This window comes from Streptomyces sp. NPDC057565 (genome assembly GCF_042801455.1).
GTDB classification, from domain to species: Bacteria; Actinomycetota; Actinomycetes; order Streptomycetales; family Streptomycetaceae; genus Streptomyces; species Streptomyces yanii.
This window is the reverse complement of the sequence record NZ_JBHVFU010000025.1, coordinates 78,050-92,747: the sequence shown is the minus strand read 5'-3', so window position 1 is coordinate 92,747 and position 14,698 is coordinate 78,050. Positions and strand designations below refer to the sequence as shown.

Here is a 14,698-nt window from a genome sequence, read left to right as displayed (position 1 = left end):
GATTCTGCCAGGGCGGCAGGGTCCGCCGTCACTGCTCCCGGAGATAAAGCACCGTTCCCGCCCGTCGGATCCGCCAGGGAGGACCCGGTCCGCACGTCCGGGCCGCACGGACACGGTTCAGCCGTTCAGGTTCACCAGCAGGGGCGGCGCATGGTCCCCCCGTACTGTCGTGAGGGACAGCACCGCGTGTCCGGCCGGAACGCGATGGGCCAGTTCGGAGGCGGACCAGCGTTCGCGTTCGACCTGGCGTACGGTCACCGCGTCCGTGGTCACGGCCTTCCCGGTGACCAGTTTCCGGAAGGCGTGGATGGCCCGGGTCATCGGCTGGTCGGCGAAGACCGTGCGCTGGGTGACGTCCCTCGTCTCGACCCATTCCGTGCCCCACGCCTCGGCGAACTTCTTGCCGTCCCAGGTGGTGATCCCGGAGAACGCCATCCGGCAGCCCACAGCGCCGAGCAGCGCCGTGTGGAGGTTCTCCGGGACGTCGTCGAGGGTGCGCAGCGTGACCACGGCTCCGGCGTGCGCGGAGCGCAGCCGCTGGATTCCGCGGACGGTGTCGGGGGTCAGGGCCCGGGTCGCGTCATCGAGGACGAGGCAGGCGAAGAGCGAGCGGTCCGTGCGGGTGGCGGCGCTCGCGGTGAACTGGGCGAGGACAAGGCGGGCCATCATCCGCGACGCCTCGGCGTGGCCGCGTTCGGGCAGGTCGATGCGGACCCTCAGGGGGTGCTCCAGGGCCCGCAGGGAAAAGGGGCGGGTCTTGCCGGTCGTGTCGAAGAATTCGGCGAACGCGGGCCGGTCGAGGAGAGCGACCCGGTCGGCGAGCGCGGGTCCGGCGTCGCCGGGGGCGCCGGACTGGCGGGCGCGCGCGTCCAGTTCGCGGTGCATGTCCTGCCTGCCCGTCGTGTCGAGGGCCGCGCGCAGGGTGGAGAGCGTCTCCGGTACGCCGTCGAGCAGTTCCCGCAGCTCCGGGACGGACGGGAAGCGACCGTGGGCGGCGCGGTAGGGACCGAGGAGCTGGGCGAGGGCGGTGGCGGCGCGTCGGCTGTCCACCTCCTGGAGATCACCGACGAGCCCCTCGGCCAGGGCGGCAGCGGCTTCGTCGGGGTCGGTGGTGCCTCCGTACAGGTCGAGATCGTGGACGGAGGACGGGTCGCCGAGCTTGACCACGACGTCGAAGCCCTCGTCGGCGCCGAGCTGGGTTCCGGCGGCGCACACCGCGACGACGGCGGCGCGCCCGGCGAGCGCCTGGAGGGCGAGGGATTCGACGACCGGCCGGATCAATGCGCGGCTCTTGCCCGCTCCCGGCGGCCCGACCGCCAGCAGGGAGGTGCCGAGCAGCCCGGGGTCGAGGGCGATGCCGCTGCCGCGGCGCGCGTAGGGGTTGCGTTCGCTGTCGTCGACGGTGCCGAGCCTGACCTGGTCGACCAGCAGGTCGTGCCGGGCGGCACGGACGGGTAGATCACGTGCGCCGGAGGGGTGGGTGCAGGCGGCGGCGCCGTTGCGCAGCACGGTGTCGGTGAAGGCGGGGAGCCGGTTGCTGTCGGCGCGTACGGACGTCCAGGCACGTCGGATACGGGCGTAGTCGACGTCGTTCATCCGGCCCGAGCGCGCCTCCTGGGAGAGCTTGGCAGCGACCTGGTTCTGCCCGGCGGCGCGCACGTCGGGCCACTCGGCCGGATCGTCCGCGCCGTCGTCGGTACGGCTTTCGGTGCCGCGGCCTGCGTCCCGGGCCGCGCCGCCGTGCACGTTGCCGCTCGCGCGTTCGGTCGTGGCGGCGCGGTCCGTCGGCGGGTGCTGCGGTCCCTTGCCGCCGGAGGTCCGGCGCAGCAGTTCCGTCCACCGCCCCAGCTTCGCGAACGGCCACACGATCACCAGGGTGATCAGGGCGTACAGCGTGTACGTGACCGCGGTGGTCACAGTGCGGTCGGCGCCCAGCCACGGTGCGGCGAAGCTGAAGGTCAGCTCCATGCCCGGCACGGTCCCGTTCCATACGAGGATCCAGACCAGCAGGGCGCCGACCGCGGCTCCGCCGGCTCGCGCGGCGGGTCCCCGGCCCCCGACCCATCGTTCGAACGCGGCGGGCCAGTTACCCAAGCGGCCGAACCCGTAGAAGATGGCTCCGGTGATCAGGAGGCGGTATATGTCGAGCGCCCGTACGGCCCCGTGGGTCAGCGGCTGGTCTCCGAACGGTCCCCACCAGCCGTCGGGGGTGAAGAGTTTCAGCGGGACCCGCCAGTACGGGATGTATCCGTTGCGCCAGAGCGACCAGATGAGGATCGAGGCCAGCAGCGAGATCACGGCTCCGCTGAGCAGGGTGCGGTCGGGCGTGCGCTCCTCTTCCTGGGCGGGCCGGGAGGTGTGACCGAACCGCCAGACGCCCGGTTCCGCGATGGGCCTGGGGATGCGCAGCCAGTCGCCGAGGGAGGGCCCGGAGGCCGGCGCGTGGCCCGGCATGGGCGGCAGCACGGGCGGTGGTGGGCCGGCCGGGCGCGGCACCGGATGACCGGAGCGGGTGCCGCGTGAGTCGTACGTGCCCTCGGTGTCCATGTGCTGTCCCTCGTCCCCTGACCAGCGCTGACCGGCTAACTCCGGGCGCGGGCGCCCGATCCCCTCAATCTAGTGCCCCGTACCACCCCGTCAGACGCTGTCGAGCGGGATGTCCCGCACCTGTTGCCGGGCCGGGGCCATGCCGGTCGCTATGTCCGTGACGGACAACCGCGACCCGCCACTTCTCCCGAACGGAACATGCCGGACCCCCGGCCTCGCCCCTAGCCTGCAGAGAGAGAAGCGTCCGAAACATCCCCCAGGAGCCCCGCATGACCGCAATTCCGCAGGAGCGCCGCGTCGTCACTGCCATTCCCGGCCCGAAGTCGGTGGAGCTGCAGGCCCGCCGTCTCGCGACGGTCGCCGCAGGTGTGGGCTCCACCCTGCCGGTGTTCACCGCCCGTGCCGGTGGCGGGATCATCGAGGACGTGGACGGCAACCGTCTGATCGACTTCGGCTCCGGCATCGCCGTGACCTCGGTCGGCGCCTCCGCCGAGGCCGTCGTGCGCCGCGCGTCCGCGCAGCTGGCCGACTTCACCCACACCTGTTTCATGGTCACGCCGTACGAGGGGTACGTCGAGGTCTGTGAGCAGCTCGCCGAGCTGACGCCGGGCGACCACGCCAAGAAGTCCGCGCTGTTCAACTCGGGCGCCGAGGCCGTCGAGAACGCCGTGAAGATCGCCCGTGCCTACACCAAGCGCACCGCCGTCGTCGTCTTCGACCACGGCTACCACGGCCGGACGAACCTCACGATGGCGCTGACCGCCAAGAACATGCCGTACAAGCAGGGCTTCGGTCCGTTCGCGCCCGAGGTCTACCGCGTCCCGGTGGCGTACGGCTACCGCTGGCCGACCGGTGCGGAGAATGCCGGTGCCGAGGCGTCCGCCCAGGCCATCGACCAGATCACCAAGCAGATCGGTGCCGACAACGTCGCCGCGATCATCATCGAGCCGGTGCTCGGTGAGGGCGGCTTCATCGAGCCGGCGAAGGGCTTCCTCCCCGCCATCGCGCAGTTCGCCAAGGACAACGGCATCGTCTTTGTCGCGGACGAGATCCAGTCCGGCTTCTGCCGTACCGGCCAGTGGTTCGCCTGCGAAGACGAGGGCATCGTCCCCGACCTGATCACCACCGCCAAGGGCATCGCGGGCGGTCTGCCGCTCTCCGCAGTGACCGGCCGCGCCGAGATCATGGACGCCGCGCACGCGGGCGGCCTCGGCGGTACGTACGGCGGTAACCCGGTGGCCTGCGCGGGTGCGCTCGGCGCCATCGAGACCATGCGTGAGCTGGACCTGAACGGGAAGGCGAAGCGCATCGAGGAGGTCATGAAGGGCCGCCTCGCCGAGATGCAGGCGAAGCTGCCGAACGGCGACGTCATCGGTGACATCCGCGGCCGCGGCGCGATGATCGCGATCGAGCTGGTGAAGTCCGGCACGAAGGACCCGAACCCGGAGGCCGCCGCGAAGCTCGCGAAGGCCTGCCACGCCGAGGGCGTGCTCGTCCTCACCTGCGGCACCTACGGCAATGTGCTGCGCTTCCTGCCGCCGCTGGTGATCGGCGAGGACCTGCTGAACGAGGGCCTCGACGTCATCGAGCAGGCCTTCACCCAGATCTGATCCGGTCCTGGCGCCGGATCCTGACCGGGCCCACGTGAGGGTCTGTGAAGAAGGTGTGGGGGGGCGATGGCGGGATCCGATTCCCGCTGTCGGTCCCCCATCGGCTGCCGTACGGTTTCTGCAGATGAGAGAAACACCCCGCTCGCAGGGCACTGCGAGCGAGACCGGGTCGGAGCTTCCCCGGCGCCGTCCTGGTCGTGCCTTCGCGCACACCACTGGAGCCTTTGGCTCCGGAACTCCTCACCGATCGGATGGCCGCTCGCCCCAAACCCCCCGGGGCGCGCGGCAAACCGATCCAGGCGGCCGCCCCGGAACCACCCCCCCTGTTCCGGGGCGGCCGGCTTTTCTCCTTTCGCTGGTGTCGTCACTGCTCGCGGTCTTTGCGCTCCTCACCTGGCAGGTCGCGGCCGACGGCCCGCTGCGCGGGCTGGACGAGCGGATCGGCCGGTCCGTCGTCGGACACGGTCCCGCCCGGCTCGCCGAATTCCTCGCCGATCTCGGCAATATGCAGGTCGCGCTCCCGGTCCTGGGCTGCGCGATCGCATACGCGCTGCTGCGCGGCGCACGCCGTGAACCGCTGTACGCGGCGTCGGCCATGGCGGTGGTACCGGCGGTGATCGTCCCGCTCAAGGACTGGATCGCCCGGCCGGGACCGCTGACCGAGGCGACCGGCTACTACCCGTCGGGCCACGCGGCGACGGCTGCGGTGGCGTACGGGGCCGCGGCGCTGTTGCTCGCACCGCGCACGGGTCCGGCGGGGCGGTCGAAGTGGTCATGGATGATGCCCGTCGCCGCTGTCCTGCTGACAGTGGCGACGGGCATCGGTCTGGTACTGCGCGGCTATCACTGGCCGCTGGATGTGCTCGGCAGCTGGTGCCTGAGCGGGCTGCTGCTCCTGGCACTCAGCAGGCCGGGCTGTTCCTCACGGCGGCGTCAGCCGCCGAAGTAGGCGTCGAAATTCTTCGAGAACTCACCGTTGTTGAAGCGGTCCCAGTTGATCGACCACGTCATCAGTCCGCGCAGTCCGGGCCAGGTCCCGTGCGTGGCGTACGAACCGCAGTCGGCCTTCTTCGTCAGGCAGTTCAGCGCCTTGGTGACCTCGGCGGGCGAGGTGTATCCGTTGCCCGCCTGGGTGGAGGCAGGCAGGCCGATGGACACCTGGTCGGGGCGGAGCGCAGGGAAGACCTTGGTGGTGTCGCCGGCCACCGGAAAGCCGGTGAGCAGCATGTCGGTCATGGCGATGTGGAAGTCGGCGCCGCCCATCGAGTGGTACTGGTTGTCCAGACCCATGATGGAACCCGAGTTGTAGTCCTGGACGTGCAGCAGGGTGAGGTCGTCACGCAGGGCGTGGATGACCGGCAGGTAGGCACCGGCGCGCGGGTCCTGGCCGCCCCAGGGGCCCGAGCCGTAGTACTGGTAGCCGAGTTGCACGAAGAATGTCTCGGGCGCCATGGTCAGGACGAACGTGTCGCCGTACTTGGCCTTGAGGGTCTTCACCGCGGAGATCAGGTTGACGATGACCGGCGTGGTCGGATTGCGGAAGTCGGTGTCGCCGGTGTTCAGCGAGAGCGAGTGGCCCTCGAAGTCGATGTCCAGGCCGTCCAGACCGTACTCGTCGATGATCTTGCTGACGGAGGAGACGAAGGCGTCACGGGCGGCGGTGGTCGAGAGCTGCACCTGGCCGTTCTGACCGCCGATGGAGATCAGCACCTTCTTGCCCGCGGCCTGCTTGGCCTTGATGGCTGCCTTGAACTCGGCCGCGGACTCGACGTTCGGGCACTCGGTGACGGGGCAGAGCGAGAACCGGATGTCGCCGGAGGTGACGGAGGTCGGCTCACCGAAGGCCAGGTCGATGACGTCCCAGGAGTCGGGTACGTCCGCCATCCGCGTGTATCCGGAGCCGTTGGCGAAGCTGGAGTGCAGATAGCCGACGAGGGCGTGGGCGGGGAGGCCCGCGCCACCGCCACCGCCTCCGCCGCCCGCCGTGGTGGTGGCGGTGACGGCAGCGGTCTTGGCGGACTCACCTGCGGAGTTGGTCGCGGCGACCTGGAAGCTGTACGCGGTCGAGGCGGCCAGGCCCGACACGGTGGCGGAGGTTCCGGCGACGGAGAGGACCTTCGTGCCGCCCCGGTAGACGTGGTAGCCGGTCGCTCCCGTGGAGCCGGTCCAGGAGAGGGTGACGGACGAGGAGGTGGTGGGTGCGGCCTTCAGTCCGGTGGGGGTGGCCGGGAGTGCGACCGGGTCGCCGCCGGGTCCGGTGAGGGAGAGGTCGTCGGCGTAGTAGGCGGGAGTCCCGTACCACCCGTGGGTGTAGATCGTCACCGAGGTCGTGGCGGCGCCGGTCCTGAACGTGGTGGTGAGCTGCTGCCAGCCGGTCGCGGACGGCGTCCACGTCGACACATCGGTGGTGCCGGTCCCGGACGCGCCGAGGTACACGTAGCTGCCCTGCACCCAGGCACTGAGGGTGTACGTGGAGTCCGGCTTGACCGTCACGGTCTGGGAGCACTGGGCGTTGTCGCTGCCGGCCGGGGTCGCCTTCAGCGCGGAAGTTCCGCCGTGGACGGGCGTGCTGACGACGGCTCCGCTGCCGCCCGTACAGCTCCAGCCGTCCAGGCCGGCCTCGAAGCCGCCGTTGCGCGCCAGATCGGCGTCGGCCGCGGCGGCGGCCGGAGCCGAGGCCGCGAGGCCACCGGCGACGAGAAGGGCCGCCGAGAAGGCGGCCAGAAGTCCGGAAAATCGGGCGGGGGGTCCCGTGCGTTCCACAACGGCCTCCGTGCAGGGGGGAATTGAGTGTGGCGCGCACAACATGGTCCAGACCAATCAGGTTGTCAAGACCTCTGGCACCACCCCGCCCCCGCCGCTCCGCATTCATCCGCCGCCGACACCCATGCCTCCCCGGTGGCCCGCCGCGGGTACGGCACGATGAAGCCCATCGGGCGTCGCCGAAAATCGGAGAGGACCGGCCCCGACCGGTCGATGAGACGGGTGAGCAGGTCGAGCGTCGGACAGCCGAACTCCCCGGAAGGCTCAGTACGCCCCAGCGCCCGCAAGCAGGAAGGAGCGCAATCCCGTCGGGATTGCGCTCCCTTTCCCACCGGCAGACGTCCGGATCCGGTGCCACCGATGCAAATCACTCGACTGCCGCCTCCACCCCCGGCCGGTCAAGGCCGCGAACGTCCCGGTCAGCTGTCGAAGCCGAGCCCCAGGCGATCCATCGTCCGCAGCCACAGATTGCGGTGCCCGCCATTGCTGTCCGCCCTGGCCAGGGACCTCTTCGTGAGTTCGATCCCGGCCCAGGCGAACGGCTCCGGGGGGAACGGCATCGGCTTGGTGCGCACCATTTCCAGACCGGTCCGCTCGGTCCTTTCACCGGACAGCAGGTCGAGCATCACATCGGCGCCGAACCGGGTTGCTCCGACACCGAGCCCGGTGAATCCGGCGGCGTAGGCGACCCGCCCCTGATGGGCTGTACCGAAGAAGGCGGAGAAGCGGGAACAGGTGTCGATCGCGCCGCCCCAGGCATGGCTGAAACGCACCCCGGCCAACTGCGGGAAGCAGTCGAAGAACTGGCCCGCGAGCTTGAGGAACGTCTCCGGCCGCTGGTCGAGATCGGCGCTCAGCCGGCCACCGTACGGATAGATCGCGTCATAGCCGCCCCACAGGATCCGGTTGTCCGCGGAGAGCCGGAAGTAGTGGAACTGGTTGGCACTGTCGCCCAGCCCCTGCCGGTTCTTCCAGCCGATGGAGGCGAGCTGCTCGGCGGTGAGCGGTTCGGTCATCAACGCGTAGTCGTAGACCGGGACGGTGTACGGACGCACCCGCTTCACCAGTGACGGGAAGATGTTCGTGCCCAGCGCGACCCGCCGGGCGAGGACCTTCCCGTACGGCGTGCGGACCGCCATCCCGGTGGCGGTCCTCGCCAGTTCGAGGCCCCGAGTGTGCTCGTACACCCGTACGCCCAGATCGAGGCAGGCCCGCTTCAGCCCCCAGGCGAGCTTGGCGGGGTGCAGCATGGCGACCCCGCGCCGGTCCCAGAGCCCACCCAGGAATGTCGGTGAGTCGACTTCCGCGCGCAGTGCGTCCTGATCGAGGAATTCCACTCCGGTGAAGCCGAGTTCCTCCGCTTCCCGATGCCATTCCCGGAGTTCTTCGAGCTGGTGGGGTTCCGTGGCGACATCGATTTCGCCGGTGCGCTCGAATTCGCAGTCGATGGAGTAGCGGGCGACAGCCGCCTCGATGGCGTCGAGGTTCTGCTCGCCCAGCTCCTCCAGCCTCTTGATCTCGTCGGGCCAGCGTTCCAGGCCGTTGGGGAGGCCATGGGTGAGGGAGGCGGCGCAGAATCCGCCGTTGCGGCCCGAGGCGGCCCAGCCCACCTCATGCCCCTCGATCAGTACGACGTCCCTTTCCGGGTCGCGTTCCTTGGCGATCAGCGCGGTCCACAGTCCGCTGTATCCACCGCCGATGACGAGCAGATCGCAGTGTTCGTCACCGGTGAGCGCGGGAAGCGCGTCGGGCCTGCCGGGGTCGTCCAGCCAGAACGAGACCGGCCGGGCGTCGGAGAGTGATTGTGCAGCAGTACGCATGGCAGCTGGGGCCATGGTTTCCAACTCCTTCAGGACTTCAGGGTCGTGCGCTGTTCTTTCGCCGGTTCGCGATCAGCTGGCCGGCGACAACCACCAGAACGGCAATGATGAACATCGCCGTGCCGATGACGTTGATCTGCACGGGAGTGCCGCGCTGTGCCGAACCCCAGACGAACATGGGGAAGGTCACGGTCGAGCCCGCGTTGAAATTGGTGATGATGAAATCGTCGAAGGAGAGCGCGAAGGCGAGCAGCGCTCCCGCCGCGATTCCGGGGGCGGCGATCGGCAGGGTCACCCGCAGGAACGTCTGCACGGGACCCGCGTACAGATCGCGGGCCGCCTCCTCCAGCCTCGGGTCCATCGACATCACGCGCGCCTTGACCGCTGTCACGACGAAGCTCAGGCAGAACATGATGTGGGCGATGAGGACCGTCCAGAAGCCGAGCTGCGCACCCATGTTGAGGAAGAGCGTGAGCAGCGAGGCGGCCATGACGACCTCGGGCATCGCCATCGGCAGGAAGATCAGCGAGTTGATCGCGCCGCGCGCCCGGAACCGGTAGCGGACCAGCGCGAAGGCGATCATCGTGCCGAGCGCGGTCGCGCCGATCGTCGCCCAGGTGGCGATCTGGAGGGAGAGCGAGAGCGAGCCGCACATGTCGGCGACGCCGCACGGGTCCTTCCACGCGTCCAGTGAGAAGCGCTGCCAGGCGTAGTTGAAGCGCCCGTTCGGCTTGTTGAAGGAGAACACCATGACGACGATGTTCGGCAGGATCATGTACGCGAGGGTCAGCAGACCCGCGATGACGATCAGATGGCGGCGAAGCCAGCGCAGTACGGACATCAGACCAGGTCCTCCGTCCCGGAGCGGCGGATGTAGACGGTGACCATCAGCAGGACGACCGCCATGAGGATGAAGGAGAGCGCGGCCGCCATCGGGTAGTCGAGGACGCGCAGGAACTGGGTCTGGATGACGCTGCCGACCATCTTGGTGTCGGTGGAGCCCAGCAGTTCCGCGTTGACGTAGTCACCGCTGGCCGGGATGAAGGTCAGCAGCGTGCCGGAGACGACGCCCGGCATGGAGAGCGGGAACGTCACCTTGCGGAAGGTGGTGGCGGGGGTGGCGTACAGGTCGCCGGCCGCCTCGTGCAGCCTGCCGTCGATCCGCTCCAGCGAGGTGTAGAGCGGCAGGATCATGAACGGCAGGAAGTTGTACGTCAGACCGCAGACCACCGCCATCGGTGTGGCCAGCACCCGGTTGCTCTCGGTCCAGCCGAGCCAGCTGGTGACGTCCAGGACGTGCAGGGTGTTCAGCACGTCGACGACCGCACCGCCGTCGGCGAGGATCGTCTTCCAGGCGAGCGTACGGATCAGGAAGCTGGTGAAGAACGGTGCGATGACCAGCACCAGCACCACGTTGCGCCAGCGGCCCGCCTTGAACGCGATGAGATACGCGAGCGGGTAGCCGAGCAGCAGGCACAGGATCGTCGCGGTGCCCGCGTACAGCAGGGACCGGATGAACTGCGGGTAGTACTCGGACAGCGCGTCCCAGTAGGTCTGGAAGTGCCAGGTGACCTCGAATCCCTTCTCCAGGGATCCGGTCTGTACGGAGGTCGACGCCTGGTAGACCATCGGCAGCGCAAAGAAGACGACGAGCCACAGGATGCCGGGGAGCAGCAGCCAGTACGGGACGAGCCGCTTGCGGGTCGAGGCCTTGCGTACGGTGAGTTCGGCGGGGTCGGTGGGCGGCGCGGGCGGCGCTTCGGTGACGGTCACGTCGCGTCCTCCACCGTCTCCACGCCGGCGTCGATGTCCTGGGCCGCGTCGAGGCCGAAGGTGTGCGCGGGGTTCCAGTGCAGGACGACCTCGGCTCCCGGGGTGAGCCGGGTGTCGCGCTCGATGTTCTGCTCGTACACCTGAAGCGACTTGGCGGCCGGGCTCTCCACCACGTACTGCGTGGAGACACCGATGAAGCTGGAGTCGATGATCCGGCCGGTGACCCGGTTGCGTCCGGCGGCTATGGAGTCCGCGTCGTCGGCGTGGGCAAGGGAGATCTTCTCCGGACGGACGCCGAGCAGCAGCCTGCCGCCACGGGCGGCGGGGGCCTGACACCTCCCGGCGGGCAGCCGCAGCGTCATGCCGCCCGCACCGACCAGGATGTCCTCGCCGGCCTCGGTGATCTCGCCCTCGATGAGGTTGGAGGTGCCGAGGAAGTTGGCGACGAACGTCGTCTTCGGATTCTCGTACAGATCGGCGGGAGCACCGAGCTGTTCCACGCGGCCCGCATTCATCACCGCGACGGTGTCGGCCATGGTCATGGCCTCCTCCTGGTCGTGGGTGACATGGATGAACGTGATGCCGACCTCGGTCTGGATGCGCTTGAGCTCAAGCTGCATCTGGCGGCGCAGCTTGAGGTCGAGGGCACCGAGCGGCTCGTCGAGCAGGAGCACCTGCGGGTGGTTGATCAGGGCGCGGGCGACGGCGACGCGCTGCTGCTGGCCGCCAGAGAGCTGGTGCGGCTTGCGCTTGGCGAAGTCGCCGAGCTGGACGAGGTCCAGCATGTCGTCGACCTGCTTCTTGACCGACTTGATGCCGCGCCGACGCAGACCGAAGGCGACGTTCTCGGAGATGTCGAGATGCGGGAAGAGCGCGTAGCTCTGGAAGACGGTGTTGACGGGCCGCTTGTACGGAGGGAGGTCGGTGATGTCCCGGCCGCCCAGCGAGATGGTGCCGGTCGTGGCCTCCTCCAGCCCGGCGATCATCCGCAGGGTGGTGGTCTTGCCGCAGCCGGACGCCCCGAGCAGGGCGAAGAAGGAGCCCTGCGGAACGGTCAGATCGAGCGGCTGGACGGCTTTGAAGGAACCGTACGTCTTGCTGATCCCGGTGAGGCGGACGTCGCCGCCTTCTGTCTGCTGCTGTGTCATGGGTCGCAGTCCCAGTGGTGTCAGGGGGAGATCGGGGGAAGGAAAGGCGGGCCGGTCAGGCGCCGATGAGCTTGGCGAACTTCTCTTCGTACGCCGTCTCTTCCTTGGAGGTCAGCGAGCGGAAGGCGTGCGATCTGGCCGCCATCTGCTTGTCGGGAAGGATCAGGACGTTGTCGGCCATCGACCGGTCGATCTTCGCCAGTTCGTCGCGTACTCCGTCGACCGGACAGACGAAGTTGATGTACGCGGCGAGCTGGGCGGCGACCGACGGTTCGTAGTAGTAGTCGATGAGCTTCTCGGCATTGGTCTTGTGCCGGGCCTTCACCGGGACGAGCAGGTTGTCGCTGGATATGATGTAACCGGCGGCCGGGATGGCGTACTTGATGTCCGGGTTTCCAGCCTGGAGCTGGATGATGTCGCCCGCCCAGGCGACGCAGGCGGCGATGTCGCCCTTGTCGAGGTCGGCCGTGTAGTCGTTGCCGGTGAAGCGCCGGATCTGGTTCTTGTCGACGCCCTTCTGGAGCCGGCCGATCGCGGCGTCGTAGTCGGCGTCGGTGAAGGTGCCGGGGTCCTTGCCCATGTCGAGCAGGGTCATGCCGATGGAGTCACGCATCTCCGAGAGGAAGCTGACCCGTCCCTTGAGCTTCGGGTCGTCGAGCAGCTGGCTGACGGAATCGACTTTGCGGCCTCCGGTCGCCTTGGAGTTGTAGGCGATGACGGTGGGAATGCCTGCCCACGGGTACGAGTAGGCGCGGCCGGGGTCCCAGTCCGGGGAGCGGAACTGGGCCGAGAGGTTGGCGTAGGCGTGCGGCAGGTTCGACGCGTCGAGCTTCTGCGCCCAGCCGAGGCGGACGATGCGGGCGGCCAGCCAGTCGGTGACGTTGATGATGTCGCGGCCGGTGTCCTGGCCGGCCGCGAGCTGCGGCTTGATCTTGCCGAAGAACTCGACGTTGTCGTTGATGTCCTCGGTGTACTTGACCTTGATCCCGGTGCGTTTCGTGAACGCCTCCAGGGTGGGCCGGTGCTTGCCGTCATCGGTGACGTCCATGTACTCGGTCCAGTTGGAGAAGTTGATCTGCTTCTCCTTGGCCGAGTGGTCGTCGGAGGCCGCCGCTGCGTCCCCTTCCCGCTTCGCGGGCGGGATGCCGCACGCGCTCAGCGTGCCCAGTCCGCCGATTGCGAGCGCCCCCATGCCGGAGGCGCGCAGCAACGAACGGCGGGTGAGAGCACCCCTGCCATTGGTGAGACTGCGCCGCATCGCGGCCAGTTGGACCGCGGAGAGGTGCTCCGGCTCGTACTGCTCCATGCGCGTTGCCCTTTCGGGTGGGTGTGGCCGTTGTCCGGCCCGGCTATCGGTCCCCGAAGATCGTGCGGTGCCAATCCTTCCGGGCGACCGCGGTGTTGTCGTACATCACGTGCTTGACTTGCGTGTACTCCTCGAATGAGTACACCGACATGTCCTTGCCGAAGCCGCTGGCCTTGTATCCGCCGTGTGGCATCTCGCTGATGATCGGGATGTGGTCGTTGACCCAGACGCAGCCCGCCTTGATCTCGCGGGTGGCGCGGCCCGCCCGGTACAGGTCGCGGCTCCAGGCCGAGGCGGCGAGTCCGTACGGGGTGTCGTTGGCGAGGGCGATGCCCTCGTCGTCGGTGTCGAAGGGCAGCACGACCAGGACCGGGCCGAAGATCTCCGACTGGACGATCTCGCTGTCCTGGGCGGCGCCGGCGACGAGCGTCGGCCGGTAGTAGGCACCGTCCGCGAGGTCCCCGCCGGGGGCCTCACCGCCGGTCACGACGGTGGCGTACGCACGGGCGCGCTCGACGAAGCCGGCGACCCGGTCCCGCTGGGCGTGGCTGATCAGCGGGCCGAGGTCGGTCGACGGGTCGAAGGGGTCGCCGAGCCGGACGGTCTCCATCAGCGAGGCGACGCCCTGGACGAAGGCGTCGTAGAGCGGCCGCTGGACGTAGGCGCGGGTGGCGGCGGTGCAGTCCTGGCCGGTGTTGATGAGCGCTCCGGCGACGGCGCCGTTGACCGCGGCCTCCAGGTCGGCGTCGTCGAAGACCACGAAGGGGGCCTTGCCGCCGAGTTCGAGGTGGAGGCGCTTGACGGTGGCGGTGGCGATCTCCGCGACCCGCTTGCCGACGGCGGTGGAGCCGGTGAAGGAGGTCATCACGACGTCCGGGTGGCCGACGAGGTGTTCGCCTGCGTCCTTGCCCGCGCCGGTGACGATGTTGATCACACCGTCCGGGATGCCCGCCTCGGTGGCCGCCTGGGCGAACATCAGCGAGGTCAGCGGGGTGATCTCGGCGGGCTTCAGCACGATCGTGTTGCCCGCCGCGACCGCCGGGAGGATCTTCCAGGCGGCCATCTGGAGCGGGTAGTTCCAGGGAGCGATCGAGCCGACGACACCGATGGCCTCGCGGCGTACGTACGAGGTGTGGTCGCCGTCGTACTCCCCGGCGGCCTTGCCCTCCAGGTGGCGGGCGGCGCCCGCGAAGAAGGAGGTGTTGTCGACGGTGCCGGGCACGTCGAACTCGGTGGAGAGCTTGATGGGCTTGCCACACTGGAGCGACTCGGCGTACGCGAAGTCGTCGGCCTGCTCCGCGAGGACGGCGGCGAACCGGTGCATCGCCTCGGACCGCTCGGCCGGGGTGGCACCCGACCAGCCGGGGAACGCCTCGCGGGCGGCCGCGACGGCCGCGTCGACATCGGCGGGGCCCGCCAGTTCGTAGGTGTAGACGGTCTCGCCCGTAGCCGGATTCACGACGTCGTGGCTGCGTCCCGATGTGCCGGAGCGCAGCTTTCCGCCGATGTACTGCGCGCCGGCCGCGAAGCGGTCCTGCACGTGGAAGCCGTTGCCCATGACGCTCTCCTCCGCCGCTGTCTCCGTGAACCGGGGCGGCGTAGCTTCTGCTCGATTTGAGTGCCGATCCTGACAGAGGAGACTGAGCCCAACAAGTGATTCCGTTGTTGCCTTTTGGTTACGCAACGGAATCTGTCGACCATGTGTCGCGTCACCGCGGAAATCCACGTACG

10 protein-coding genes and 1 pseudogene are annotated in these 14,698 nt (G+C 69.0%); 2 read left to right on the top strand and 9 right to left on the bottom strand.

The genetic code is table 11. The features are described from left to right. Window positions 1–117: 117 nt before the first annotated feature. A complete protein-coding gene (locus ACFU8W_RS31895; protein WP_384044450.1) occupies window positions 118–2,547 on the bottom strand; it encodes an ATP/GTP-binding protein in 2,430 nt (809 codons plus the stop codon). Window positions 2,548–2,816: 269 nt separating this feature from the next. Here ACFU8W_RS31895 and gabT point away from each other — a divergent pair, with 269 nt between their 5' ends. Together gabT and ACFU8W_RS31885 are read left to right on the top strand one after the other, a co-directional pair. Continuing rightward, window positions 2,817–4,157, top strand: a complete 1,341-nt coding sequence (gabT, locus tag ACFU8W_RS31890; protein WP_327244090.1) for a 4-aminobutyrate--2-oxoglutarate transaminase — start codon at window positions 2,817–2,819, stop codon at window positions 4,155–4,157. Window positions 4,158–4,281: 124 nt separating this feature from the next. Further along, the gene (locus ACFU8W_RS31885) at window positions 4,282–5,106 is read left to right on the top strand and encodes a phosphatase PAP2 family protein (RefSeq protein WP_384044446.1); all 825 of its coding nucleotides are present in this window, start codon (window positions 4,282–4,284) and stop codon (window positions 5,104–5,106) included. Here ACFU8W_RS31885 and ACFU8W_RS31880 read toward each other — a convergent pair. The 8 genes and pseudogenes from ACFU8W_RS31880 to ACFU8W_RS31845 all read right to left on the bottom strand — a co-directional run bounded on the left by ACFU8W_RS31880 (window position 5,091) and on the right by ACFU8W_RS31845 (window position 14,525). Continuing rightward, window positions 5,091–6,920: a chitinase gene (locus ACFU8W_RS31880; protein WP_384044442.1), complete on the bottom strand. Its 1,830-nt coding sequence runs from the start codon at window positions 6,918–6,920 to the stop codon at window positions 5,091–5,093. The two genes, ACFU8W_RS31885 and ACFU8W_RS31880, sit on opposite strands and share 16 nt — an antisense overlap. Before the next feature lie 83 nt (window positions 6,921–7,003). Then, window positions 7,004–7,278, bottom strand: a pseudogene (locus tag ACFU8W_RS31875) (hypothetical protein); the annotation flags it as partial. Window positions 7,279–7,339: 61 nt separating this feature from the next. Continuing rightward, window positions 7,340–8,755, bottom strand: coding sequence for an NAD(P)/FAD-dependent oxidoreductase (locus tag ACFU8W_RS31870; RefSeq protein WP_384044439.1), 1,416 nt, complete (start codon window positions 8,753–8,755; stop codon window positions 7,340–7,342). Window positions 8,756–8,777: 22 nt separating this feature from the next. Beyond that, complete coding sequence (locus tag ACFU8W_RS31865; RefSeq protein WP_345514461.1) at window positions 8,778–9,581, bottom strand: ABC transporter permease; 804 nt, start codon at window positions 9,579–9,581, stop codon at window positions 8,778–8,780. Continuing rightward, window positions 9,581–10,513: an ABC transporter permease gene (locus ACFU8W_RS31860; protein ID WP_345514462.1), complete on the bottom strand. Its 933-nt coding sequence runs from the start codon at window positions 10,511–10,513 to the stop codon at window positions 9,581–9,583. Before ACFU8W_RS31860 ends, ACFU8W_RS31865 begins: the two co-directional genes overlap by 1 nt. Beyond that, window positions 10,510–11,661 carry an ABC transporter ATP-binding protein gene (locus ACFU8W_RS31855; RefSeq protein WP_345514463.1) on the bottom strand — a complete coding sequence of 384 codons (1,152 nt, stop codon included), beginning with the start codon at window positions 11,659–11,661 and terminating at the stop codon, window positions 10,510–10,512. Before ACFU8W_RS31855 ends, ACFU8W_RS31860 begins: the two co-directional genes overlap by 4 nt. A 55-nt stretch (window positions 11,662–11,716) precedes the next feature. Next, entirely contained in the window at window positions 11,717–12,967 is a 1,251-nt protein-coding gene (locus ACFU8W_RS31850; RefSeq protein WP_384044434.1) for a spermidine/putrescine ABC transporter substrate-binding protein, read from the bottom strand. 43 nt (window positions 12,968–13,010) lie between these two features. After that, entirely contained in the window at window positions 13,011–14,525 is a 1,515-nt protein-coding gene (locus ACFU8W_RS31845; protein ID WP_345514464.1) for a gamma-aminobutyraldehyde dehydrogenase, read from the bottom strand. Window positions 14,526–14,698 lie beyond the last annotated feature (173 nt).